General features: G+C 52.7%; 17 protein-coding genes, 1 tRNA gene and 1 pseudogene. 11 read left to right on the top strand and 8 right to left on the bottom strand.

What is annotated here, in order from left to right:
* Nucleotides 1-186 precede the first annotated feature (186 nt).
* Nucleotides 187-1482: a sugar ABC transporter substrate-binding protein gene (locus K3729_04205; GenBank protein ID UWQ99989.1), complete on the bottom strand. Its 1296-nt coding sequence runs from the start codon at nucleotides 1480-1482 to the stop codon at nucleotides 187-189.
* Nucleotides 1483-1820: 338 nt separating this feature from the next.
* The gene (cysE, locus tag K3729_04200; GenBank protein UWR00940.1) at nucleotides 1821-2618 is read right to left on the bottom strand and encodes a serine O-acetyltransferase; all 798 of its coding nucleotides are present in this window, start codon (nucleotides 2616-2618) and stop codon (nucleotides 1821-1823) included.
* Nucleotides 2619-2878: 260 nt separating this feature from the next.
* Between cysE and K3729_04195 the strand changes: the two genes are divergently transcribed.
* Nucleotides 2879-3280 carry a rhodanese-like domain-containing protein gene (locus K3729_04195; GenBank protein ID UWQ99988.1) on the top strand — a complete coding sequence of 134 codons (402 nt, stop codon included), beginning with the start codon at nucleotides 2879-2881 and terminating at the stop codon, nucleotides 3278-3280.
* A 26-nt stretch (nucleotides 3281-3306) separates the two neighbouring features.
* Here K3729_04195 and K3729_04190 read toward each other — a convergent pair whose 3' ends face one another.
* Nucleotides 3307-3642: a helix-turn-helix transcriptional regulator gene (locus K3729_04190; GenBank protein ID UWR00939.1), complete on the bottom strand. Its 336-nt coding sequence runs from the start codon at nucleotides 3640-3642 to the stop codon at nucleotides 3307-3309.
* 666 nt (nucleotides 3643-4308) lie between these two features.
* On the opposite strand from K3729_04190, the gene K3729_04185 reads away from it, so the two are divergent.
* Nucleotides 4309-5544: a flavin-dependent oxidoreductase gene (locus tag K3729_04185; protein ID UWR00938.1), complete on the top strand. Its 1236-nt coding sequence runs from the start codon at nucleotides 4309-4311 to the stop codon at nucleotides 5542-5544.
* Between the two features lie 6 nt (nucleotides 5545-5550).
* Here the strand turns inward: K3729_04185 and K3729_04180 are convergent, their stop codons facing one another.
* The gene (locus K3729_04180; GenBank protein ID UWQ99987.1) at nucleotides 5551-6270 is read right to left on the bottom strand and encodes a WYL domain-containing protein; all 720 of its coding nucleotides are present in this window, start codon (nucleotides 6268-6270) and stop codon (nucleotides 5551-5553) included.
* Nucleotides 6271-6357: 87 nt separating this feature from the next.
* Here K3729_04180 and K3729_04175 point away from each other — a divergent pair, with 87 nt between their 5' ends.
* From K3729_04175 to K3729_04155, 5 genes are all read left to right on the top strand, one after another.
* On the top strand, nucleotides 6358-7311 hold the full coding sequence (locus K3729_04175) for an alpha/beta hydrolase (protein UWQ99986.1): 954 nt from the start codon (nucleotides 6358-6360) through the stop codon (nucleotides 7309-7311).
* A 65-nt stretch (nucleotides 7312-7376) separates the two neighbouring features.
* Nucleotides 7377-8027 (top strand): GntR family transcriptional regulator, encoded by a 651-nt coding sequence (locus K3729_04170; GenBank protein UWQ99985.1) that lies wholly within the window; start codon nucleotides 7377-7379, stop codon nucleotides 8025-8027.
* Entirely contained in the window at nucleotides 8024-9046 is a 1023-nt protein-coding gene (locus K3729_04165) for an AbrB family transcriptional regulator (protein UWQ99984.1), read from the top strand. The genes K3729_04170 and K3729_04165 overlap by 4 nt, the downstream gene beginning before the upstream one ends.
* Nucleotides 9047-9242: 196 nt before the next feature.
* Nucleotides 9243-9410, top strand: a complete 168-nt coding sequence (locus K3729_04160; protein UWR00937.1) for a hemin uptake protein HemP — start codon at nucleotides 9243-9245, stop codon at nucleotides 9408-9410.
* Entirely contained in the window at nucleotides 9407-9898 is a 492-nt protein-coding gene (locus K3729_04155; protein UWQ99983.1) for a hypothetical protein, read from the top strand. The genes K3729_04160 and K3729_04155 overlap by 4 nt, the downstream gene beginning before the upstream one ends.
* Before the next feature lie 420 nt (nucleotides 9899-10318).
* Here K3729_04155 and K3729_04150 read toward each other — a convergent pair.
* Nucleotides 10319-11702 (bottom strand): annotated as a pseudogene (locus tag K3729_04150) (IS3 family transposase).
* A 192-nt stretch (nucleotides 11703-11894) separates the two neighbouring features.
* Nucleotides 11895-11984 (bottom strand) — tRNA-Ser (locus tag K3729_04145).
* Nucleotides 11985-13537: 1553 nt separating this feature from the next.
* Between K3729_04145 and K3729_04140 the strand changes: the two genes are divergently transcribed.
* Both K3729_04140 and K3729_04135 read left to right on the top strand, forming a co-directional pair.
* Complete coding sequence (locus K3729_04140) at nucleotides 13538-14539, top strand: tyrosine-type recombinase/integrase (GenBank protein UWQ99982.1); 1002 nt, start codon at nucleotides 13538-13540, stop codon at nucleotides 14537-14539.
* A 216-nt stretch (nucleotides 14540-14755) separates the two neighbouring features.
* Nucleotides 14756-15364 carry a hypothetical protein gene (locus K3729_04135; protein ID UWQ99981.1) on the top strand — a complete coding sequence of 203 codons (609 nt, stop codon included), beginning with the start codon at nucleotides 14756-14758 and terminating at the stop codon, nucleotides 15362-15364.
* Nucleotides 15365-15458: 94 nt separating this feature from the next.
* Here the strand turns inward: K3729_04135 and K3729_04130 are convergent, their stop codons facing one another.
* Together K3729_04130 and K3729_04125 are read right to left on the bottom strand one after the other, a co-directional pair.
* Nucleotides 15459-17066 carry a DUF2326 domain-containing protein gene (locus tag K3729_04130; GenBank protein UWQ99980.1) on the bottom strand — a complete coding sequence of 536 codons (1608 nt, stop codon included), beginning with the start codon at nucleotides 17064-17066 and terminating at the stop codon, nucleotides 15459-15461.
* 210 nt (nucleotides 17067-17276) lie between these two features.
* Nucleotides 17277-18095: an HNH endonuclease gene (locus K3729_04125; protein UWQ99979.1), complete on the bottom strand. Its 819-nt coding sequence runs from the start codon at nucleotides 18093-18095 to the stop codon at nucleotides 17277-17279.
* Between the two features lie 1115 nt (nucleotides 18096-19210).
* On the opposite strand from K3729_04125, the gene K3729_04120 reads away from it, so the two are divergent.
* Both K3729_04120 and K3729_04115 read left to right on the top strand, forming a co-directional pair.
* Nucleotides 19211-20443, top strand: a complete 1233-nt coding sequence (locus tag K3729_04120; protein ID UWQ99978.1) for a putative DNA modification/repair radical SAM protein — start codon at nucleotides 19211-19213, stop codon at nucleotides 20441-20443.
* A complete protein-coding gene (locus K3729_04115) occupies nucleotides 20443-21924 on the top strand; it encodes a UdgX family uracil-DNA binding protein (GenBank protein UWQ99977.1) in 1482 nt (493 codons plus the stop codon). Before K3729_04120 ends, K3729_04115 begins: the two co-directional genes overlap by 1 nt.
* Nucleotides 21925-21926 lie beyond the last annotated feature (2 nt).

The following is a 21926-nucleotide window of genomic DNA, read 5'->3' as shown; positions in this document are numbered from 1 at the left end:
ACAGATGGGCAGATCGATGCAGGCAGGTCGGGGCAATTCGCAAAAACAGATGATCATTGAGCGCGCAGCGCCACAGCATACGCGGGCGTCGCATCAAAGCAAAATGGTCAATAAATACGGGTGGTAAACGTCTCTTAAGGTCTGGGCCCGACCTCAGCCGGGCCCATCCTATTTCAGCCGAAAGGGTTAGTAGTAACCCGCTTCAGACATGATTGCGTCTGCTGCAGACTGTGCCGCTTCCAGCGCTTCTTCTACAGATTTCGCACCAGACAGGGCCGCTGCGATTTCTTGTGCAACTGCTGTACCCACTTCTGGGAACTCAGGGATCGCTGCAAACTGGACACCAACATATGGCTTGATGTCTGTGGCTTCTGGCGCCGCAGAGTTGATCGCTGCCAATTCAGCGTCTGCAAATGCAGCAGCTGCCTGGAACTCAGGGATCGCATATGTGGATGTACGTGTGCCTGTTGGAACAGAACCCCAACCAAAGTCTGGGTGGTTACCGACAGCTTCGATGTACGCTTTTGATGTCGCCCATTCGATGAATGCTTTGGCTTCATCCGCGTTTTCTGTGCCCGCAGGTACAGCCATCGCCCATGCCCACAACCAGTTCGCGCCCACTGGGTTACCAGCATTCGGAGACTGCGCGTAAGCAACACCGTCTACTTCAAGGAAAGAAGCAGCGATCGTCGCGTCAATCCACAGACCACACTTGCCTTCGTTGTACAAAGCGAGGATCTCGTTGAAGGAGTTCCCTTCAGAACCTGGAGGGCCGTATGTACCCAGCAGATCAACGTAGAAGTTGACAGCTGCATTCCATTCGTCGGAATCAAGCGCTGGCTTCATGTCCGCGTCGAACCATGCACCACCGAAAGAGTTCACCATTGTTGTGACGAACGCCATGTTGTCGCCCCAACCCGGCTTACCGCGCAAACATGCACCGTAAACGCCGTTGTCTGGATCGTGCATCGCAGCAGCAGCCGCCTTCACGTTGTCCCAGCTGTCGTTGTCAGCGATTGTTACGCCAGCAGCGTCTGTCAGGTCTTTACGGTACATCACCATAGAAGATTCACCGTAGAACGGTGCCGCATACAATGTGCCGTCCGCAGACAGACCATTGCGCATCGCTGGCAGCATGTCGTCAACGTCGTAGTCAGCGCCGAACTCAAGCGGTTCGATCCAACCAGCAGCACCCCAAATCGGCGCTTCCTGCATGCCGATGTTGATGATGTCGTACTGACCACCACCAGTTGCCGTATCAGAAGTCACCTGCTCGCGCAGAACGCCTTCTTCCAAAGACACCCAGTTCAAAGCAACACCAGTTTCCTCAGTGTAAGCTTCCGCAACCTTCTGCATGTTGATCATGTGACCGTTGTTCACAATCGCAATCGTCAATTCCTGCGCGTGCCCATCAGCAACCGCAACAGATGACGTCGCAACAACCAAAGACAGCCCTAAAGCCGTATTCATCAAAGATTTCATGTGTTCCTCCCAGAAATCACAGTTTGGATTTTATCCGTCCCTAACGTTTGCATACGCTACGTCCGCCGCCCAAATATTATTCCTGCAATCACTCATACGAAATCGACAAACTAGACAGTTTTATGATGTTCGCGATGTGCGGACATCTTAGGCAGACACATTTTCCATCACAAAGGGCCCGCCGTTCACCCCATAATAACAAGTCGATTCGGGACATGTGGCGTGTTCACATGCTGCATGCCGCCCATCTCTAGCGCTTATAAAAAATTGACTACTTGATCGAAAAACGCCTGCATCATCTGATGTCGGCGCTGATAAAATCGCATTAGGCGCAATTGCTACAGCGATTGATCCATCGTCTCGGACGGCACTGTTCGTGCATCATGGATGCGTACGACCTGCGCAGGGATACCCGCAACCGTGCAATTGGGCGGGACATCTTTCAATACGACGCTGCCAGCTGCGACTTTACTATTCGCGCCAATTTCGATGTTTCCTATGATCTTGGCCCCTGCCCCGATCATCACGCCAAAGCGCACTTTGGGATGACGATCGCCGCCAACTTTGCCAGTCCCGCCGAGCGTGACGTTTTGGAGAATAGAAACGTTATCTTCGACGACTGCCGTTTCACCGATCACAACGCCCGATCCATGGTCAAACATCACGCCTTCGCCGATATTCGCTGCAGGGTGAATGTCAGCCCCAGTCACGACAGATACGCGATTGGACAGCCAAACCGCCATTTCGTTCCGATCAACAGCCCAAAAGTGATGCGCGATCCGGTGGGCCTGTAGGGCTTGAAACCCTTTCAGGTTCAGAAATGCGTGAAGGTAGGACGGGCAAGACGGGTCGCGACTGCGGATCGCTTGGAGATCCACCAATGCGGCCTGTGCGATTCCGGCGTCTGCTGCGAGAACATCTTGAAAGAGGCTCTCCAAGACGTCCTTTCCAACCGACGGGGCCTGCAAACTATCGGCTAGCAAACTGCATAGCGCCAACGAAAATGTGCCGTCTTCGGGGAAATAGGACCGGACAAGTTTGGCCAATGCGGGTTCGCTTGCGATTAAAGCCGCGGCTTCGGTCGTCAATGCGGTCCAATCAGGATGAACAGGTACAGGAGAGGATGCAAGTGTCATACTCATAGTCTGTGTCTTTCGATCAATCAGTGCTCTTTGAGGTCAGAACAGTTTCAAGATTGCCCAATTACGGGGCATTTTCCAGCTCTTTCGCGTGTCCTACCTTATGTGACAGGTTCCTGAGGGCCACCCCCCTCAATTGGGGGGCTACGATCGGCCGTCCATTTCGGGTGAATATATGGAAGACGCAGATTCCCTTAGCTTAAGGGCAACACGGTCAATGCCCATTTCGGCACCAGACAGAAACAAAGGAACACGACATGGATATGGATCAACTGCTTCACTACCAAAAGAAGCTCTCTTACGAGTTCGATTCTTGGGATACCTATGAAGCCCTACAAGATGTGGACACCAACCTTATGGTTGTTGATGGTCGGTCTGCGGCGGCTTTCGCGAAAGAAGCCATTCCAGGTGCAATCAACCTGCCGCACCGCGAAATCTGTGTCCAATCCACGGCGTATCTGGACAAGTCCAAAGTCTACGTCTGCTACTGCGACGGTATCGGCTGCAACGCGTCCACCAAGACCGCGCTGAAGCTTCTGACACTTGGTTTCCAAGTCAGAGAACTGATGGGCGGGCTCGATTGGTGGATACGCGACGGCTATGCCACCGTCGGTGAAAACGCCCGTGCCGGCACAGACATCATCTGTGGCTGCGCCTAATCACCACCGCGCCGTTGATGCCTAGATTAGATCAAGCCCATGGAAGATGCTTTTGCGACTGCTTGGGCCAGCGAAACACTGTCCAATTTGACGCGAGCAACCTTCAGGTAGCCGCGGACGGTATGGTCGGACAGGCCAAGAATGATCGCAATCTCTGTGTGGGTTTTACCCTCTGCGGTCCATTTGAGGCATTCGCTTTCGCGCGGCGACAGTTGAGGCAGTTCTTCGTTTTCACCGTAAAGTTCGGCCAGCGATTTCAGATGTATGTCTGCGGCAAGGCCTTGCAGGCGTTCGCCGTGTTCCACCAAGAACGGTTTCCACGTTTCGCCACCTTTCGCCGCTTTTGCGTTGAACGACAACATGCTGCGACGGCCGATACTATCAACATGCGTGACGGTGAAACCAGTCTTGCCAACGCCCGCCGCAATGGCCTTTTCCATCATTTGCAGTTGTTGGGCATCCAAGGCGATTTCAGACCAGCAAAACGGTTCTTCGTGGTTTTGCGCATGCTGAAGGACTGGATCAATACGGACGTAGTCGTTCAGCAAATACTGGCTGACCCAAGCATCAGGATAATTGGTCCGGACGAAGGGGCTGTTCGTGGCATCAATACCGCCACGAAACAAATGAAGCGTGACGAAATCAACCTCGAAGAATCCGGTCAGGCGTTTAATCGACTGCTGCACCGTGCCCGTAAGGATAACGTCACTCTTTAAATTCGCAAACGCGTCGTTCTCGACCACAGCGAAAGGTCCCCCCTTTGGGTTAGCGACGTATGGATACCTTTGTCCGGCGTCCTGTCAACAACCAAACCCGTCACCATTTGGATACGATCAATGTTAATGCTCTTAAAAGACATTCGGGAAAACAAGGATGATGCCTTTGCATGTGCGCTTGCCATGACCGAAGATGACATCCGCATCTGACGACCCGATCTTGCTTACCTGATGATATGTCAGCACTGTACAACTGCGAGCCGTTTGCTGCGCAGCGTCAGGGTGAGGAATATTGCAGTGTCAGACCACGTGATGATCGCGGGCGCAGGAATTGGAGGGCTTGCGCTTGCGTTAACGCTGCACCAGATCGGTGTTCCTTGCACAATCATCGAAGCCGCAAAAGAAATGCGCCCGATGGGTGTTGGCATTAACATTCAACCCAATGCTGTGCGTGAACTATCCGATCTTGGCATAACGGCTGATGATCTGGACGGCGTCGGTATCGCAGCCAAAGAATGGGCGCTGGTCGGGCTGAACGGTAAAGAAGTTTACGCGGAACCCCGTGGAACAGATGCCGGTTACCTTTGGCCGCAATATGCGGTCCATCGCGGCGCTTTCCACATGATGTTGTACCAGAAAGTCATCGAACGGATCGGCGAGAATGCCGTTATACTGGGCACAAAAGTCACCGGCTATGACAACAAACCTGCCAGTGTCGCGGTTCATTTGTCTGACGGCACGACCATAGACGGTCGGCTTCTTATTGGTGCAGACGGGATACATTCGGCCGTGCGCGCCCAGATGCACCCTGACCAGCCGCCGATCCATTGGGGCGGTGCCGTGATGTGGCGTGGCACAGTGCGCGCCAAACCTTGGCGGACTGGATCGTCCTTTGTCGGGCTAGGCACACATCGTCAGCGCATGGTGATGTATCCGATTTCGAAACCGGATGCCGATGGATTGGCCCTGATCAACTGGATCGCAGAGGTCACGATGGACACCGATGGTGGGTGGCATCATCAAAACTGGTTCCGTCCTGCCAGCGTCGACGACTTTGTTCATCACTTTGACGAATTCCGATATGACTGGCTTGATGTCCCTGCGATGCTTGCACGGGCCGACTGCGCCTATGAAAACCCGATGATCGACCGCGACCCGGTGGCGACTTGGGTTGATGGATCGGTTGCGTTGATTGGCGATGCCGCCCACGCGATGTATCCGACCGGATCAAATGGCGCGAGCCAAGCCATCGTGGATGCCCGTGTCCTTGTGGCTGCGCTGCAAAAGCACGGCTTGACGTCAGACGCGCTGACCAGCTTTGACGACCAACTGTGTGGCCCGATATCCGAGCTGGTTCTGCGCAACCGTGGCGCAGGTCCTTTTGGATTGCTGAACATCCTCAATGATCGGTGCGGCGGCATTTTTGACGATATCGATACCGTTATTCCGAAACAGGAACGGGCCGATTTCATGGCCAAATACAAAGCCGCAGCAGGGTTCGCTATTGAACAGCTGAACGCTGCACCGCCGACGATTTTAGTCCGTTAGAACGCGTTAGCCGCCATGGCTTTGGACCGGACGGACAGTGTCATCGAACGGCACGTGACGGCGCCGGAAGGTCGCGCCTTCAACGACCTGAGGCTGGCTGATGCGATCCATGCGAAAATGACGGAAATCGGAACGCGCGGGATCCCACGCGACCAAATACCAGACCGGCGACAAGATCAACATCGCTTGCGGTTCAACCGCGCGCGTTGATACGTTGCCCTTTGCGTCGCGGTACCCGAACCGAAGATGCAGCAGTTCAAGAAAAGCCGTTTCAAATGCAGGCAGCAGGGCGTCGTCCATTGCGCCCAAGTCAGATATATCGACCTGCGGGGCCAGCTGACCAACGTACAGGCAGTCCAGAAACCTGCGGAGATCCTTGATTTTTTCGGATGGCAACGCCTTTTCAATCTTCGCCAATCCCGCGTCTGCCAAACCGGCAAACGGCAGGTTCCCCGCAGCTCGCATTGACGCAACACTGATCAGAAGCGCGAAAACCTCTGCCACCGATAAGCGCGCGGAGGTTTGCACCGACTGTGGGTCAAGTTGCAGACCACCGCCCCGCCCCGGTTCAGAGTGAATAACAAATCCTTCGTCGCGTAGCGCTGAGATATCCCGCAGGATCGTGCGACGCGAGGCGTCGACTTGCGCGGCTAAATCGCCAATCGTTGACGTTCCATTGCGCCGTAGGCTGCGCACAATCTCGGCTTGTCTCTGACGTGAATTCATTTCGGTAGCCTAACGCACAATGGTGACATTTTTTGGCACCATTACAGATTAGAGACCGATCAAACATGTAAAAAAGGAGAATACGCCGTGTTTGATGCTACCAACTTTCCAGAGCCTACCTTGATCGACGTCAATGGAATCACGCTTGAAGTGTTTGAAGCGGGCTACGAAAACGCTGGTCGCCCGATTGTACTGTGTCATGGATGGCCCGAACATGCGTATTCGTGGCGCCATCAAATTCCAGCCCTCGTGGCGGCAGGTTATCATGTCATCGTGCCCAACCAACGGGGTTACGGGCGTTCATCCCGACCAGAGACTGTCACTGATTACGACCTAACGCATTTGACCAGCGATCTGACGGCGCTGCTGGATCACTACGGCTACGACGACGCGATCTTTGTAGGTCATGATTGGGGGGCAAACGTTGTGTGGGGGCTGGCCATGCTGCACCCCAAACGAGTGCGCAAGATCATTAACCTTGCATTGCCCTATCAAGAACGCACCGAAAAACCGTGGATTGCGTTCATGGAGGACATATTTGGACCCGACAATTACTTCGTGCACTTCAATCGGCAACCGAGTGTTGCTGACGCCGTGTTGGATGCCAATCCAAGGCAGTTCCTACGTAATCTGTACCGCAAAAACCTACCCGCAACGCCGCCAGAACCGGGCATGATGATGATCAATCTCGCCAAGGCAGACGCGCCGCTTGGCGAACCTGTAATGTCCGATCAAGATTTGGACGTTTTTGCGTCTGCGTTCGATCAATCCGGTTTCACGGGCAGCATCAATTGGTACAGAAATCTTGATCGCAACTGGGAAATTCTGGCAGAGGTAGATCCCATCATCACCCTGCCCGCCCTGATGATCTACGGTGATCGCGACATGATCCCAAAATCCCCAAGCCTGACAAAGTTCGTGCCTAATGTTGATGTCATCAGCCTTGATTGCGGACATTGGATTCAACAAGAGATGCCGGATGAAACCAATCAGGCAATACTTGCGTGGCTGGCAAAACACGACGGCGACGCCAGACAATAATCGCTTTGACATTTTAGGTAGGTTTCGCGTATTGCATCCACGTGGATACAATACGTGAGCTTCCAATGACCTCTCCCGATACTACCGACCAATCCCAAGGCAGCGTCGCGTTCAGTCGACTGATGGATGCGATCAAACAGGGTGAATATCGCCCCGGCGATAGGCTGCGCGAAGTCGAAATCGCGGACCGTTTTTCGTTGTCACGCACGCCCGTTCGCGAAGCGCTGCGGCGTCTGGAGGCGGAACGCATCATCGAACACCGCCCACGTGTCGGTGCCGTCATACGTGAATTGGGGCAGACAGAGGTCGTGGAACTATACGAAATGCGGCTGGTGCTGGAACGCACCGCGGCAGAATTGGCGGCCAAACATGCGATCGAAGCAGAGGTCGACGCGTTGACAGCGTTGAACGATCAGATGAGGGAAACCGTGAAAGATCCGTCAAAAGCTGCGGCAATCAACCAGCGCCTGCACCAGTCGATCTATTTGTCAGCGCGTAACAGGTTTTTGCTGGAATCCGCACGCGCCTTGAACAATGCGCTCTTGTTGTTGGGTCCAACAACACTGGCGGATGCGGCGCGGATCGAAACCGTCGTCGAACAACACACCCAGATCATCACAGCAATTTCCAAAGGCGACAGCGACGCCGCAGGTGCCGCTGCGGCCGCACATCTGCAAACATCGCTGCGTCATCGATTGGCGGTGATGAACCAATGATCGCAATTCTTCGCACATACCTGATTGCAGGGGCTGGCGTGGCCGCGTCATTGTACGTGAACCTACCGCTCCCTTGGCTGCTTGGCCCGATATTTGCCTGTTTGATCGCGGCCCTGATCGGCGTCGAAATGCGCGGCATGCCGGTGGTGAACAACCTGATGCGCACGATACTGGGGGTGGCTGTTGGGGCCACGTTCACATGGGCGCTGGTCGTAAGCATGGCCAGCATGTGGACCACCCTGATCCTTGTCCCATTTATGATCTTCATGATCGGGCTGCTTGGCGTCCCCTATTTCCAGAAACTGTGGGGCTTTGATTTTGCAACCAGCTACTACAGCGCCATGCCCGGTGGCCTACAAGACATGCTGCTATTTGGCGAGGAAGCGGGCGGCGATGTCCGCGCCTTGTCCCTTATTCACGCGACACGCGTGCTGGTCATCGTGGTTGCACTGCCATTCATCCTGAAAGGCTACTGGGGCGTCGATTTTGACAATCCGCCCGGTGTTTCGGCGACAACTCTACCCCTGTCGCAAATGGTTTTGATGGCCGTCTGTGGCATTGCGGGCTGGCAAATTGCTAAATTCGTTGGACTGTTTGGTGCGTCGATCCTTGGACCAATGATCTTGGCGGCCATCCTTGCACTATCCGGCATCTTGCAATTCCGCCCGCCAGCAGAGGCAATCTGGATGGCGCAATTCTTTATCGGGATGACGGTTGGTACAAAATACGCAGGCGTGACCGGCGAAGAACTGCGCCGCGACGTGTTAGCCGCACTTGGGTTTTGTGTGATTTTGCTAGTGCTCGCAGGACTATTCGTCGAAGCGATCCATATCTTTCACCTCGCCCCCCCAATGGAAACGCTGCTGGCCTTCGCACCGGGCGGTCAGGCGGAGATGACAGTGTTAGCTTTGATCGCGGGCGCGGATATGGCTTTTGTTATCGCCCATCATGTTTTGCGGATTGTTGTTGTGATCCTTGGCGCGCCTCTCGCCGCGCGGATTTTTAGCCCGAAATCGTAAGCGCAACGTCGGCTTGGCCGACCACAGCCACCGTCTTACTTTCTCGGATTGACATACCCTACTGATTCAGTCAGGTATTGTATTAGTCAAGCCACCCGAATCCTTTGCAGGGAAGCCCGACACGTAAACCATGTGAGGACGGCTTGATGAAACATCGCAAATGGACCGCAGCTGAAACCAAAGGAAGTTTGTCATGATGTCACTTCCAATCGCAAAAGAAACAGGCACACCCGTCGCCACCGCTTTACCGACATATGCGGCGGAAGACCTGACAAAGGGCGGCGGCCAAGCCCACATCGTCCTGGGGGATCAAACCTACACCCTGCGGATCACGCGGGCCGGCAAGTTGATCCTGACCAAATGACAAGCGCGCAGGAAAAACGTGGTGGCGCTGCTGTCGGTTTCATTACGGAACTTGAAGATATCGAAGCTGCATCCGTAATGTATCTGCGGCTATGGTGCGATGGTCCGGACAGTCAGGCGCATGTTTGGCACGATTTCGCGTCCCGACTTGGACCAGATCGGGGACGTCAGGCGCTGAAATCGTTTGAAGACCTATGCAGTCTGTGCGCACGACATGGGCGTAGACCGCTGATGCGGCATGCCGTCGATTGCAAATGCCTTGGGTCCGACGAATCCTGTTTTGCCAATTTCATCGGAACTGCCGTTATGGGTGACAAGGACGACGCGATGCTGATCGCGACGCTACTGGTCCGGCCTGACGTCGCCCCACTGCTGACGTCCCTCGCGACCGAATTTGGGCTCGCTCTGAAACAGATGTGTCTTGTGCGACCTCCGCGCATGGGCGGCAAACAAGAGCATTTCCAAGCACAACCAGCGACCTTGCACTAGCAGCTTCGGTAAGCCGCCACGTTGCAGAGAGGCTGGTTGTTCGGCGCGCTCTTTAGGCGACGCACGGCGAGATAGGGCTCTTCGACAAGGCAATTTCGCAACGAAAACGACGTCCAGCCCGCTCGACACGCCGTCGGTCGCCCCCAAAAGGGGTCGTCAGTTCTAAACGCAAAATCGAGGTTGATGGCGGAGACGAAGTCTGGCGAACAACTAGTATAACATACTGAATAGTATATCAATATTCTCTTTACTTCAAGAATAGACCCACAAATTTACCACTAATTGATGAGGTGGCTTTCCTGTGGATGTGATACGGGCGGACATCGCAGAGAAATTAAGCTGCCAATGTCCGTCGTCAGAGTTTTTGGAACCAATGGCGGCCTAATCTAAGAGAGAGTTTGGCTCATCTGGTTTGTTTGATTATGCGGCATGCTGGCGGTGATGCAAGCGCCGCGTTTCGAGCGTCTTTCGTTTGATCCTTTCCCTTTGTTTTAGAATGGCTTTGTCACGGCCAAAGTAGACGTCGGCAGGTGTGACGTTGTTGATGCTCTCGTGATAGCGCTGGTGATTGTAGTGTTCGACGAAGGCTTCGATTTGGCGTTCGAGATCGCCGGGCAAGAAGTAGTTTTCCAGCAAGATGCGGTTCTTGAGGGTTTGGTGCCAGCGTTCGATTTTGCCTTGGGTTTGCGGATGATACGGCGCACCGCGCGAGTGCTTCATGCCCTTGTCCTGCAGCCATTCAGCCAGATCACCTGAGACATAACTTGAGCCATTGTCACTCAGTAGCCGTGGCTTGTGAACGACGTGAACCTGATCGCAGCCGGATGCCTGCAATGCGAGGTCCAGTGTATCCGTCACGTCTTCAGCCCGCATGTTCGTGCAAAGCTTCCATCCCTCTCGGGACATTGCTGCGCAATACCCTGCCGGGCAGTGGAGACGATGTAGCGGCTGTAATCGTCGAGGACCGTGCTGAGGTAGAACCAGCCCCAGCCCAATACCTTGATGTAGGTGAAGTCTGTTTGCCAAAGCTGGTTGATCGCAGTTGTTTTGTCTTTGAACTCGCTGGCTGCCTTGAGCACGATAAATGCAGGGCTGGTGATCAGATCATGGGCTTTCAGCACGCGATACACCGTGGATTCCGAGACAAAATACCTTTCTTGATCCGTAAGCGACACCGCCAACTCGCGTGGTGACAGCTCCGTCTCCTTCAGGGCGAAGTCGACAACCTTGCGCTTCACTTCATCGGGCACGCGGTTCCAGACGTGTTGTGGCTTGGGAGATCGATCCTGCAGCCCAGCTTCGCCACGCTGCAGATACCGGTCGTACCAGCGATAGAATGTGGTCCGGGGGATACCCAGCTTGGCCAATGTCCTGCGGGCCGACAGATGGCTTTCCTCGACCAAACGGATGATCTCCAACTTCTCTGATGCAGCATACCTCATTCGCGGTCGTCCCCATCCCCGAACATGCTTTTTTTGAGCAAGCGGAGTTCGAGCGTTTGCTCCGCAACCACCTCTTTGAGGTCCTTTGCCTCGCGACGCAGTTCCTTCACCTCGTCAGTATTTGCCGTACGCGCCGTGTCCCCAGCCAGCCGCTTCTTACCGGCCTCCATGAAGTCTTTCGACCACTTGTAATAGATGCCCTGCGATATGCCTTCGCGACGACACAGCTCGGCAATGCTGTCCTCGCCGCGCAGGCCATCCAGCACGATCCTGATCTTCTCTTCGGATGAATAATGCTTGCGCGTGGCGCGTTTGATGTCTTTGACGATCTTCTCGCCGAGTGTCTTCGTTGTCTTTCTCATCGTCCACTCCTCAGTAGTTACGATGAGCAACAAACCCTCTCTTAGCAAACCGCCCTATTTGGCCCCATAAGAGCTGACGTCAGACATACCCTACAAACTTGTTGTGGTGGATTGAGGCCAGATGTTGTGCTTCGTTAGGTACCGTGGAAACCTCGTGTTTTCTGCACAAAAGGCATAGAAAACAGGGGTTTCTGGCGGAGACGAAGGGATTCGAACCCTCGAGACCCTTCCGGGCCTACTCCCTTAGCAGGGGAGCGCCTTCGACCACTCGGCCACGTCTCCGTGGGCGGTGATAGTTGTCATGTCCCTTATCTACAAGAGAAAAAACGCCCTCCAGACGAATAACATTTTGTAAGCGAAAATAGCCGAGGTGCACACAGGTGCACACAGGTGCAGACAGGTGTACACAAAATGTGCACATAACGTGCACAAGTTGTCACGTAGCCTGACAGAATGTCAGCGAAAAGTGTCACCTAAGCTGACAAGATGATGTAAGCTAGACTAGCGCAATTTCCCATGATTTTACTGCTTGAGACTATGTAACCAGTTCAATTTGCCGCAATCGTTCTGGCCCAACACACTGCTCAGCTCACGAAATCTACCGTCCGACTTCCGCCACTATAGATCGGTCAGAAATCAAAGGTAGTTACCGTCGACGTCTCAAATCACCATAAAAAAGTTCTTGTCATTCGCACTCCGGACCCTTCGCAAATCAGACCATTGTTGCGACTGCAAACTCCCAGCCAATTGATGAGTCGACCCCTAAAGAGCTGCCGCCGAGTCCTACTAAGACTTTATAGTTATGGAGTAACGGACATTAGCTCGCTCGAGGGTTCACGTCCGAAACGCGGGCTTAGTTGCCATTCGTTGCCTGTTCTTGAATGTCTGCTAAGCTCGACGGGGTGTGGAGCACAAAACGGTATTCATTTGGACCATATTGAGTTTAACGAGTTGTTTGATCAGGGGTTCGCCCGTCCATTGGTCGAAATGGGCTTCGATTTTGTTCGAAGGACGAAATCTCTTCGGTATTTGAAAGGCACCCGAGACCTTTGGATCAAGCGAATTGATGGAAAATGGCCTCACCCGGGGCTCGCGCGAACAGCTATTTGTTTTCGTCATTCATTTCTTAGGCCGGTAAGCAGCGATGACCCTGACAGCGAAAATCTAGTCGTAGATGACTTCCCAAGAAAACTGACTTTTGAAGACTTCGATGGCTTTTTGAAACCCAGACTGAACTACCGCCCTGAAAACTCCGGTCGATGGTTGACAAGCGACTTCGCCTTCGGGGACCAGTCTTGTGAAGCAGTGAGAAAGCGACTTCGAACGATGACGAGATTGGTCGAAAAAAGAATATTACCTTGGGTAGGCGCGATTACTGAAAACACTGAATTGTCCCAAATCTCCAAGTACGGAGAACTGGCATGGTGCGAGAGGCGTTGGATTGAGGACTACGAGGCTTTCCTCGCGGCACAATCCTGATAGCCGCCATTGGAGTGCAGCGCAGCATCCGGTAAATTGGGCTCGAACCCGACATTCGCCACTGGTTGCTCCGATGACCACTTTGATCGGTTCGTGAAATTCAAAGTGGCGCGCAGTTCCATTGAGATTTCGCACACAAACAGGTTAGATCCCGGTCCGCGCTGGCAAGGGGTTTTGCCGCGATTTAACCGCGCGCTGTACAAACCATATAACCCGCCTCACATCAAAAAACAGACAACAATCTCAGTTAGTTAGACTGACATTTGTCATTTACTCTTACCTAGCTTGTCACCGCACTGCCTCTTATCCTTACAGCACCTCTCGCAGGTACACGTAACTCAGGAAGGCTGTAAAAGATGGGATTAAGGCTCTGCAAACCCAAAGGTTTGAAAAATTACTACGCCGTCGGATCAGTCGGCGGTTGGAAGGTCAGGAAAAGCCTAGGAACTGACAATAATAAAATCGCAAAAGAGCTACGAGCACACCTTGAAGCGAAGCTCTTTAGAGAAATGATGGATGGCGAAACGCGTGGCATGACCTTTCGCGAGGCCGCAGAACTATATTTAAGAGATAAGCCGAATGCCCGCTTCGTTGATCCTCTGGTAGCACACTTTAAAGACAAACGACTTGCAGATTTTACACCACTTTGCGTCCGGAACGCTGCAGATGAGCTTTTACCGGGAAGAAAGGCGAGTACCAAAAATCGTCAGGTTCTCGGCGTCACCAGTGCGATTATAAACCATGCTGCCATGTTGACGGGCAGCAGACACATCAGAATTCAGAAATTTTCTGTCGAAAAGCCCCAACGCAGGACCGCGTCACCAGAATGGATTATCAAGTTCCAAAAGGCATCTCATGCTCGCGGCTTGCCCCATTTAGCAGCGCTATGCGCATTCTTGGTCGAAACGGGCGCACGCCTTGGAGAGGTCACGCGGCTAAAGCGGGCGGACTTTGATTTTGAACACTGCGTCGCCAACCTTGGGATTACTAAGAATGGCGAGTACCAAAGCGCACTTATTTCAAAAGCGCTGACCTGCGAAATTGCCCGTTTGGACCATGCACGTCCGTATGTTTTTGGGTACGAAGGCAACTCCGGGGTTCACGGAATATGGCGGAAAATCTGCGATGACGCGGGAATTGAGTACATTCCACCGCACCAAGCCGGTCGGCATAGCATGGCGACGCTGCTGAACAATTCAGGCTGGACATCAAACGATATTGCGCGAGCGGGACGATGGAAAAGCCCCCGTATGGTTCAGGACGTCTACATTCACGCCGATGAAAAAGGACGTGAAGCGGCTGAGTTAATAAGGAGTGCGCTTGAAGAAGTGCTGAAAGGATTGAGCGATCCTGAGTGAACGGCCCAAAGCCGTCACTCATGTCACCCTTCGCATGCTGCAATGCGGTTCACCAAAGCAGCCGTTCGAACAAAAGGCGAGCGTCTAAGCTTTCGTAGGCCGTCAACGCTCGCTATAGACCGCTAATGGCGTAGTTCTTCTTGGACGACAGCAAACATCATGGCCGCGGGTTTTCTAAATGCTCGTGCGTCCATCCAGAGCTGAAAATAGGAAAACATGGAACAGATACTTGATCACATAATCGGCGCTGGCCGTTTACTACCAGTTACAGTTGTTGCTGCGATCATTCTGTTCGGCGTGAAGGAAGGAATCGAAGCCAACCGACGACGGAAGGCAAATTCCAGAAAGCGGCAAGCGGTCCGGCGGCTCATTGCCGACGAGATTGAACGGAACAATTGGGCTATCAAGAGGTTGCGGGACGGCATTTTTCAAATCGAACGGCATTTAGTCGAGGCCAATTCAAAAATCTCAATCCAAGTCAGCGCTCTTGGCGAACGTTACGTTCGGCGTGAAGAAGACGGCGAAATGGCTTCTCAATTTCCTATCGGTAAGGTGTACTCCGAAGTACTATCGGCAAACTTGCTGGTGCTCGGCGAGATCGATGAGGCGATCTTCGACGAGGCACTCAACGTAAACGATGCGATCAAAGAGCTTGATCACGTGTGCACGTCGATGATCGAGATTTTGTCCAAAAACAATGATCGAGGATTTCTCGAAGGCTTCGCGGACCACGCCAAAAAAGAGATCGCCGATTGCGAAAAAACGCTTCAAAGTTTCTACCAGAATGTCACCGGTCGTGCTCTTGAAACCCATCGAATTCGATAACCGCGCAGTCGGCCCAGAGCTGCCGCTCGGTGGGGTCATCAATACCGCAGTGCAACCCGCCATAGGGGACGTTCAAATAGCCTACGCATTGTCGCTAACCTCTCCAATCCTTTATGTATAGTTGGTTTTCATTGGAAAGCTCAATAACCCTTTGGTTTATCAATACTTTCTCAGTATTTGCCCCGTATTTTTGTATCTCATCAATCGCAATAAATGTCTGACGGTCAAACGACATGTATAGCTTTATAAGTTGGGCCACTGCCTCGTTCTCAATGTTCTTAAAAAGCACAGAGTCATGGATTACGAAGGGGAGCACGGTAGTTTGTAGAATTGCCAGATCCAGCAGGACTAAGTTGGAATAGGCTTTCCCCGTTCCAGTGTCTTCAACAGCCGAGAAGCTGTAGCTATTATTATTTATTTCCAACTTCGGACTTGTTCTGTGCTCGTCATAGACAACATCTACCAGTTTTCGAATCTTGTTGTTTATGATGTTTGAGATATGCGCCGAGATTGAGTTCCTGAGTTCAGCTAGGCGCAATCGATCATCGCGCAAATTGCCAGTTACATCTTTATCAGTTTCAAAATAGTCGATCCTTCTCTTCGCGTTACTGCGCCGAACCGCGAGTTCGTGGACTCTGTCTACGATGGCCGTCGGTTCGTCGATATCGCCAAGCGCGTCACTGATCTCCAGATCGACGGAACCAACAGCACTTTCCAACTCTTGGAGAGACATGGTTAGTTCTTTTTCGCTGGCCCTAAGTTCGTCTCGAAGGATGCTCGCAATCTTTGAGTGGAAGTGCTCGATTTGACCAAACCTATCGAAGTCTGCTTCGGGGAAGAATTTTTCGAGATTCTTGAACGCTTTACTTTTTATATATTTGTTTTTGTTCAGGTCTCGTTTCACCCTCGAGAGATTGACGGAGACTTTATCCCTTTCCCCTATCAGCACATCTCTGGTTTCCTTTAGCTCAAAGACCTTACGGTTCACGATTTCACCAATGCTGACCGCATATTTGGCCAAATTGTTTTTGATTTCCTTTATTTCGGTATCGATCTCCGACAACGATTTTAGGTTTTCCTTGTATTCTCTCGTAGTGCTTTTGGGGATTAGGTTTTGTTTGTACGCGCTTGTGACCGACTTTTTCCTATCAGCCAGCGTCTTTACTGAATCTGACAAAGCGTCAATATCATCATACTTATTGTAGAGCTTTATTAGGTAATCAATCCGAGTGGCGGATGTCTGTTTAATATGTGAATGTAGCGGTTGCTTAACATCCAAATTGTCTTTGCCCCATATTCGAGAAAACAGAGAAGTAATAGCCCTAAAGGTCAGCTTCACATCGTCCAAAGAGTATGCCGCCTTTAAGAAAGCTCGATAGTCCTCAATTGATATAGGGGTCTCTTCTTCCGAATCCTCAGCTATTTGGAGGACCAGATCGGGTGTGTCTGTGTTTCGGATAAAGTGAACATGCTTCGCTCCAAACTTGAACCGAAATTGGTAATCATGATGCCCCAACGCTTTGGGTACGTCACTGTTATGTTGGAGGAAACTGTCCCCTCCGAAGGCGAAATCGAGAACCATCAATAGATTAGACTTCCCGATAGAGTTAGTTGCGGCATGATCACCTAGCACTACGTTTAAACCCGCATGAAACTTGATGGTTTCGGTTTTAAACTTCTTACAGTGAATCTCAGTCAACATAAGTAATCATCCCCGTACTATCGTTGAAGTCGATTTTGCCAAGCGCAAAGAGTGTGTCCAATGCTAAGATGAAGTCCGCGACGTCAGGAAAGTACTTTTCTGTTTCTGAGCGCAACTGGCCAACTGTTACTTGGGTGCCAACTTCCATAAGCAGTTTTGTAGATTTGCTTAATACTGAGTCATCTATGGACGTGAATTTATCAGGGCAAATCATTCGAAGACTTCGCAATTTTGGATAAAGAATGAGGTGATGATTTCCGCTGCATCATTGGAATCTGCCTTTGTTTTGGCGTTGAGCCATTTGACAATGTTGTCAAACGCAGCTTGCTGGCTGATACCGTCTCCTTTTTGAATGAGGTAAAAACCCTTTATTTGGTTCGAAATTATTTCGGAAGTGCAGTCACCCGCCTTGTCTAGCAGTACCAATTTTTCTCTGATGAACGTGTAGTAGTCGGTTACGTTGTTCTTGATTTTCCGCCGCGTCGGCCTGGAAATAGTGTCGTTGAGTTTCTCGTCAACCTTCATGGAAGTGAAGGTAATTTCTGCTTCAATGCCTTCGTCAGCATCGGCATAAATGGCATCAACGATTTTTAGTATGCTTTCCTTGATAGGGTTCGTTTTCCATAATTCCTCTTGACCGCTTCGTTCGATGGCCTTCTTTTTTATGGCAACAAGTTCCTGATATCCCTCAATCGTCCTAGGCTTGTCGAACTTACCATGGCAGATGGTACAAAGCGGGATAAGGTTGTCTTCATCATTGAGGTCTATTCCAAGACGCTCTTCATTTTGCAAAAGACGTTCTTCATCGGGTGTAGGGTTTAGTGGGTAAATGTGAGCGATTTCGTAGCTCTTGTACGAACGTGTACCCTTCTTGTGAAAGAGCGGCTCCGCGTCCAGTGGGCACACGCGATCAACTTGTGATATTAGAGCGAGTTCCTGCGCGGGTGACAGCTTTTTTCGTTCGTTTGACAAAAATTGTACCACCTGAAATTGTCGTTTAGCTTTGCGTAAATAGCTTTTCAGCGACACTAGTCCTCATTTTCCATCAAAGTCACGCACAACATTCTCCCAAAGGTTGTTTCGATGGTTTCTGTTGTAATAACTGCTCCAAGCGACTTTTGAGCATCGAACCAGTGTCTGTGCATGGCCGAGGATTAAAACCAATGCTGCATGTCTGTTACGATCAGGCAAAACCAGAAAGCATTCCTATGTCCGCTATCGAGTGTTACCACTTCACCGGCTCATGCGCAGCGAAAGTCTGCTGTCCGCCCAACTCGGCTACTAGCCTATCTTTACAAGCTTTGCCGAAGAGTAGCGAAGGTCATGCTAGCGCTGGCAAAACGATCGATATCAGACCTCACCTTTACCGCAGCGTGCGGCATGAATGCACGGGGTTTACGATCTATTGTATCCGCAAAGGCAGGTATTTAAGCAGCCACAGATCGGGCCCCCGGCTCCCTACTCAGATTAACTTTAGACGTATTTAATATGGAGAAAATTTCCCTAACCAAGGGAGTAGTTCGCACCCTTTCGATGTCACTCTTTGTGACCTCATGTGCCCGTTTAAGGGAGTAGTTTTCAACCCTTTCGATGCTATTCTTTCTGGCCAAAAATCTAGAAAAAATTGCTTTTCGATGAAGTGTCAGCTAAGCTGGCACATATCGATAAGTCATTGAAAACAATGGAAAACGCACATTCAAAACGTTCACATTTTGAACACACGGTTTTAAAAACCCTGATTATGTTAATGATTTCAAGGGGGTAGGATCGGCCCTACTTCCTTAGCAGGGGAGCGCCTTCGACCACTCGGCCACGTCTCCGTTGACCCGTTTAGCTGCGTGGATCGAAGGGGGCAAGGGGCTTTGGGAAGAAAGTGTGACGCCGCATACTTCGTTGTGATGTTAAACCGTTAACGGCCACGATCTGGCGTGTGATTTGCGTGCACAACCTATGCACAAGCCGTGCACTGGTGATGTCGGGAAGTCAGTGTGAATGACGCGCACGCCCGTTAGCAAATTGTGCAACGTGGCGGCCAGCGGCGCAGGCCGCCAAGCCACCCAGATCCGTTTGAATTGACTGTGCTAAATTGCCTCGCCTGCGTTCTTGTTCTTGCCCTCCACGCGACGAGAACATAACATGAACAAATGGCGCAACTTGATCTCCAAAAGAAACTCGCGATTCTCAGCGATGCGGCCCGTTACGATGCGTCTTGTGCGTCGAGCGGCACGACCCGTCGTGACAGCACGAAAGGCGGGCTTGGCTCTACCGAAGGGTCCGGCATTTGCCATTCTTATGCCCCTGATGGGCGCTGCATCAGTCTGCTGAAAATCCTGATGACGAACTTCTGCATCTACGATTGTGCGTATTGCATTAACCGTGTTTCGTCGAATGTGCAGCGCGCCCGTTTCACGCCGGATGAAGTCGTCCAACTGACGATCGAGTTCTACCGGCGCAATTACATCGAAGGACTGTTTTTGTCGTCTGGCGTGATCCAGAACCCCGATAAGACGATGGAAGATATGGTCGAAATTGCCCGACGGCTGCGTCAGGACGAAGGGTTTAAAGGCTATATTCACCTTAAAACGATCCCCGATGCCGATCAGGCGCTGATTGATCAGGCTGGGCTTTATGCGGACCGTTTGTCGATCAATGTGGAACTGCCGACGGATCGGGCCGTGCAGGCCTATGCCCCAGAAAAATCACCAGCGACGATCCGGCGGGCGATGGGCAAGGTTTCTGACAAGCGGGCCGCGCAAAAGGATCGGTCTTATCGCGGGAAACGTCCGACAAAATTTGCGCCTGCCGGTCAGTCGACGCAGATGATCGTGGGGGCGGATCAATCGACGGATGCGACGATTTTGGGCCAATCGACATCACTGTATCGGGGCTACAAATTGCGTCGCGTCTATTATTCAGCTTTTTCCCCGATCCCTGATGCCACCGCAAAACTGCCCCTGGTAAAACCGCCGTTGATCCGCGAACACAGGCTGTATCAGGCGGATTGGTTGCTGCGGTTTTACGGGTTTGATGTGGGTGAGATTACGGCGGCGCGCAGTGATGGGAACCTCGATCTTGAGATTGATCCGAAACTGGCGTGGGCCTTGCAAAACCGCGCCTTGTTTCCTGTGGACGTGAATACCACATCCCGCGAGATGTTGTTGCGCGTACCGGGTTTCGGGACCAAAACCGTGGGCCGCATTCTGCAGACCCGCCGCCAACGGACGTTGCGCTACGAAGACCTGTTGCGTTTGGGCGCATCGGTGAAAAAGGCGCAGCCATTCATCACCGCATTGGGGTGGACACCGGGTGCGATGACAGATGCGGCGAACCTGCGCGCCCGTTACGCCCCGCCACCGGAACAACTGACGTTACTATAATGCATACGATTTCGATCCCGATGATTGGCACGGATACCGCGTGGCGCGATGCGGCGCGGCGGTTGCTGGCGGCCCGTGTGAAACCGGATGACGTGCTGTGGGATTTCGACGGGCAGGCGCCGCAACTGTTTGAAAGCACGGCAGATCTGCCCGCGCCGCGTCGCGCGGTGAAAGTGTCGAAGGACTTTGTCGAGCTTGCCAATGTTGTCGTCTGGCATAAGGACCCGCAGCGGTTTGCCCGTCTTTACGCGCTGTTGTGGCGGCTGAAGGATACCCCTGGTCTGATGGCGGATCGCGCCGATCCTGATCTGGCCAAACTGCGCCAGATGGAAAAAGCCGTGCGGCGGTGTCAGCATAAGATGAAGGCTTTCGTGCGGTTCCGTGATCTGCGCAGCGATGGGCCGCGCCGCAGCTTTGGCGCGTGGTTTGAACCCACGCATCACACGATGGAACCGACCGCCCAGTTTTTTGTGCGCCGCTTTGGCGATATGGACTGGATGATCGTGACGCCATCGGTCACCGCGAAGTTCACGAACGGTAAATTGACGCTGCACCCCGGTGATGAAAAGCCCGAGCTGCCAGAGGATGGTGCCGAGGACCTTTGGGGCACCTATTTCTGCAACATCTTCAATCCCGCACGCGTCAAGATCAGCGCGATGACGTCTGAGATGCCCAAGAAATACTGGAAGAACATGCCGGAAACGCAGTTCATTCCTGGGCTGATCGCGGACGCCGAAGAAAAGGTGCGCAAGATGCAGGATGCGGCCCCGACCCTGCCCCCTGAACGGATGGCGGCGATCCGCGAACAGTTGATGCAATCCGCACAGCCAGCAAGCTGGAATATGTTGGACGCCGATCTGAACGGCTGCACCCGTTGCCCGCTGCATGCCCCTGCGACGCAGGTCGTGAAAGGCAGCGGTCCGCGTGATGCTGCGCTGATGATTGTCGGCGAACAGCCCGGTGATCACGAAGACATGCAAGGTTTGCCGTTTGTGGGGCCTGCCGGCCAGCTCTTTCGCAGCTTGGCAGCGCAAGCGGGCCTTGATCCTGACGCCGCTTACATCACGAACGCTGTCAAACATTTCAAATTCAAACCGACCGCGAAACGTCGGTTGCACGTGAACCCCACGACGTCAGAGGTGGACCATTGCGCGTGGTGGCTGCGGTCAGAGGTGGCGTTGGTGAAACCTAAACTGATCATTGCGATGGGGGCATCCGCCGCGCGGGCCACGACGGGCAACGGGAAAGACATCACGCGGCGGCGCGGTACCGTTGAGATGGGCACCGATGGCCTGCCAGTGTTCCTGACGGTGCACCCATCGCACCTATTGCGCCTGCCAGATGCGGATCGGGAAACAGCAGAAGCTGCGTTTATCGCGGATCTGAAAACAGCAACGGGGCACCTTTTGCAAAGCGCCCCGTCTGTCATGCATATCACTGAAACCATACGTGCCGAAGGGTCCGACATCGCAGCGGAATAGAC

This window comes from Rhodobacteraceae bacterium S2214 (assembly GCA_025141675.1).
GTDB lineage: Bacteria > Pseudomonadota > Alphaproteobacteria > Rhodobacterales > Rhodobacteraceae > Yoonia.
The sequence above is the reverse complement of the archived record's forward strand: the minus strand, read 5'-3'. Positions and strand labels throughout refer to the sequence as shown.

Coding starts and splice junctions, on each gene's coding strand:
- K3729_04205 (UWQ99989.1), bottom strand. CDS start 1,482: ATGAAATCTTTGATGAATACGGCTTTAGGGCTGTCTTTGGTTGTTGCG.
- K3729_04155 (UWQ99983.1), top strand. CDS start 9,407: ATGACAAGCGCGCAGGAAAAACGTGGTGGCGCTGCTGTCGGTTTCATT.
- K3729_04120 (UWQ99978.1), top strand. CDS start 19,211: ATGGCGCAACTTGATCTCCAAAAGAAACTCGCGATTCTCAGCGATGCG.
- K3729_04165 (UWQ99984.1), top strand. CDS start 8,024: ATGATCGCAATTCTTCGCACATACCTGATTGCAGGGGCTGGCGTGGCC.
- K3729_04185 (UWR00938.1), top strand. CDS start 4,309: ATGATCGCGGGCGCAGGAATTGGAGGGCTTGCGCTTGCGTTAACGCTG.
- K3729_04160 (UWR00937.1), top strand. CDS start 9,243: ATGTCACTTCCAATCGCAAAAGAAACAGGCACACCCGTCGCCACCGCT.
- K3729_04130 (UWQ99980.1), bottom strand. CDS start 17,066: ATGTTGACTGAGATTCACTGTAAGAAGTTTAAAACCGAAACCATCAAG.
- K3729_04195 (UWQ99988.1), top strand. CDS start 2,879: ATGGATATGGATCAACTGCTTCACTACCAAAAGAAGCTCTCTTACGAG.
- cysE (UWR00940.1), bottom strand. CDS start 2,618: ATGACACTTGCATCCTCTCCTGTACCTGTTCATCCTGATTGGACCGCA.
- K3729_04190 (UWR00939.1), bottom strand. CDS start 3,642: ATGTTGTCGTTCAACGCAAAAGCGGCGAAAGGTGGCGAAACGTGGAAA.
- K3729_04140 (UWQ99982.1), top strand. CDS start 13,538: ATGGGATTAAGGCTCTGCAAACCCAAAGGTTTGAAAAATTACTACGCC.
- K3729_04115 (UWQ99977.1), top strand. CDS start 20,443: ATGCATACGATTTCGATCCCGATGATTGGCACGGATACCGCGTGGCGC.
- K3729_04170 (UWQ99985.1), top strand. CDS start 7,377: ATGACCTCTCCCGATACTACCGACCAATCCCAAGGCAGCGTCGCGTTC.
- K3729_04180 (UWQ99987.1), bottom strand. CDS start 6,270: ATGAATTCACGTCAGAGACAAGCCGAGATTGTGCGCAGCCTACGGCGC.
- K3729_04135 (UWQ99981.1), top strand. CDS start 14,756: ATGGAACAGATACTTGATCACATAATCGGCGCTGGCCGTTTACTACCA.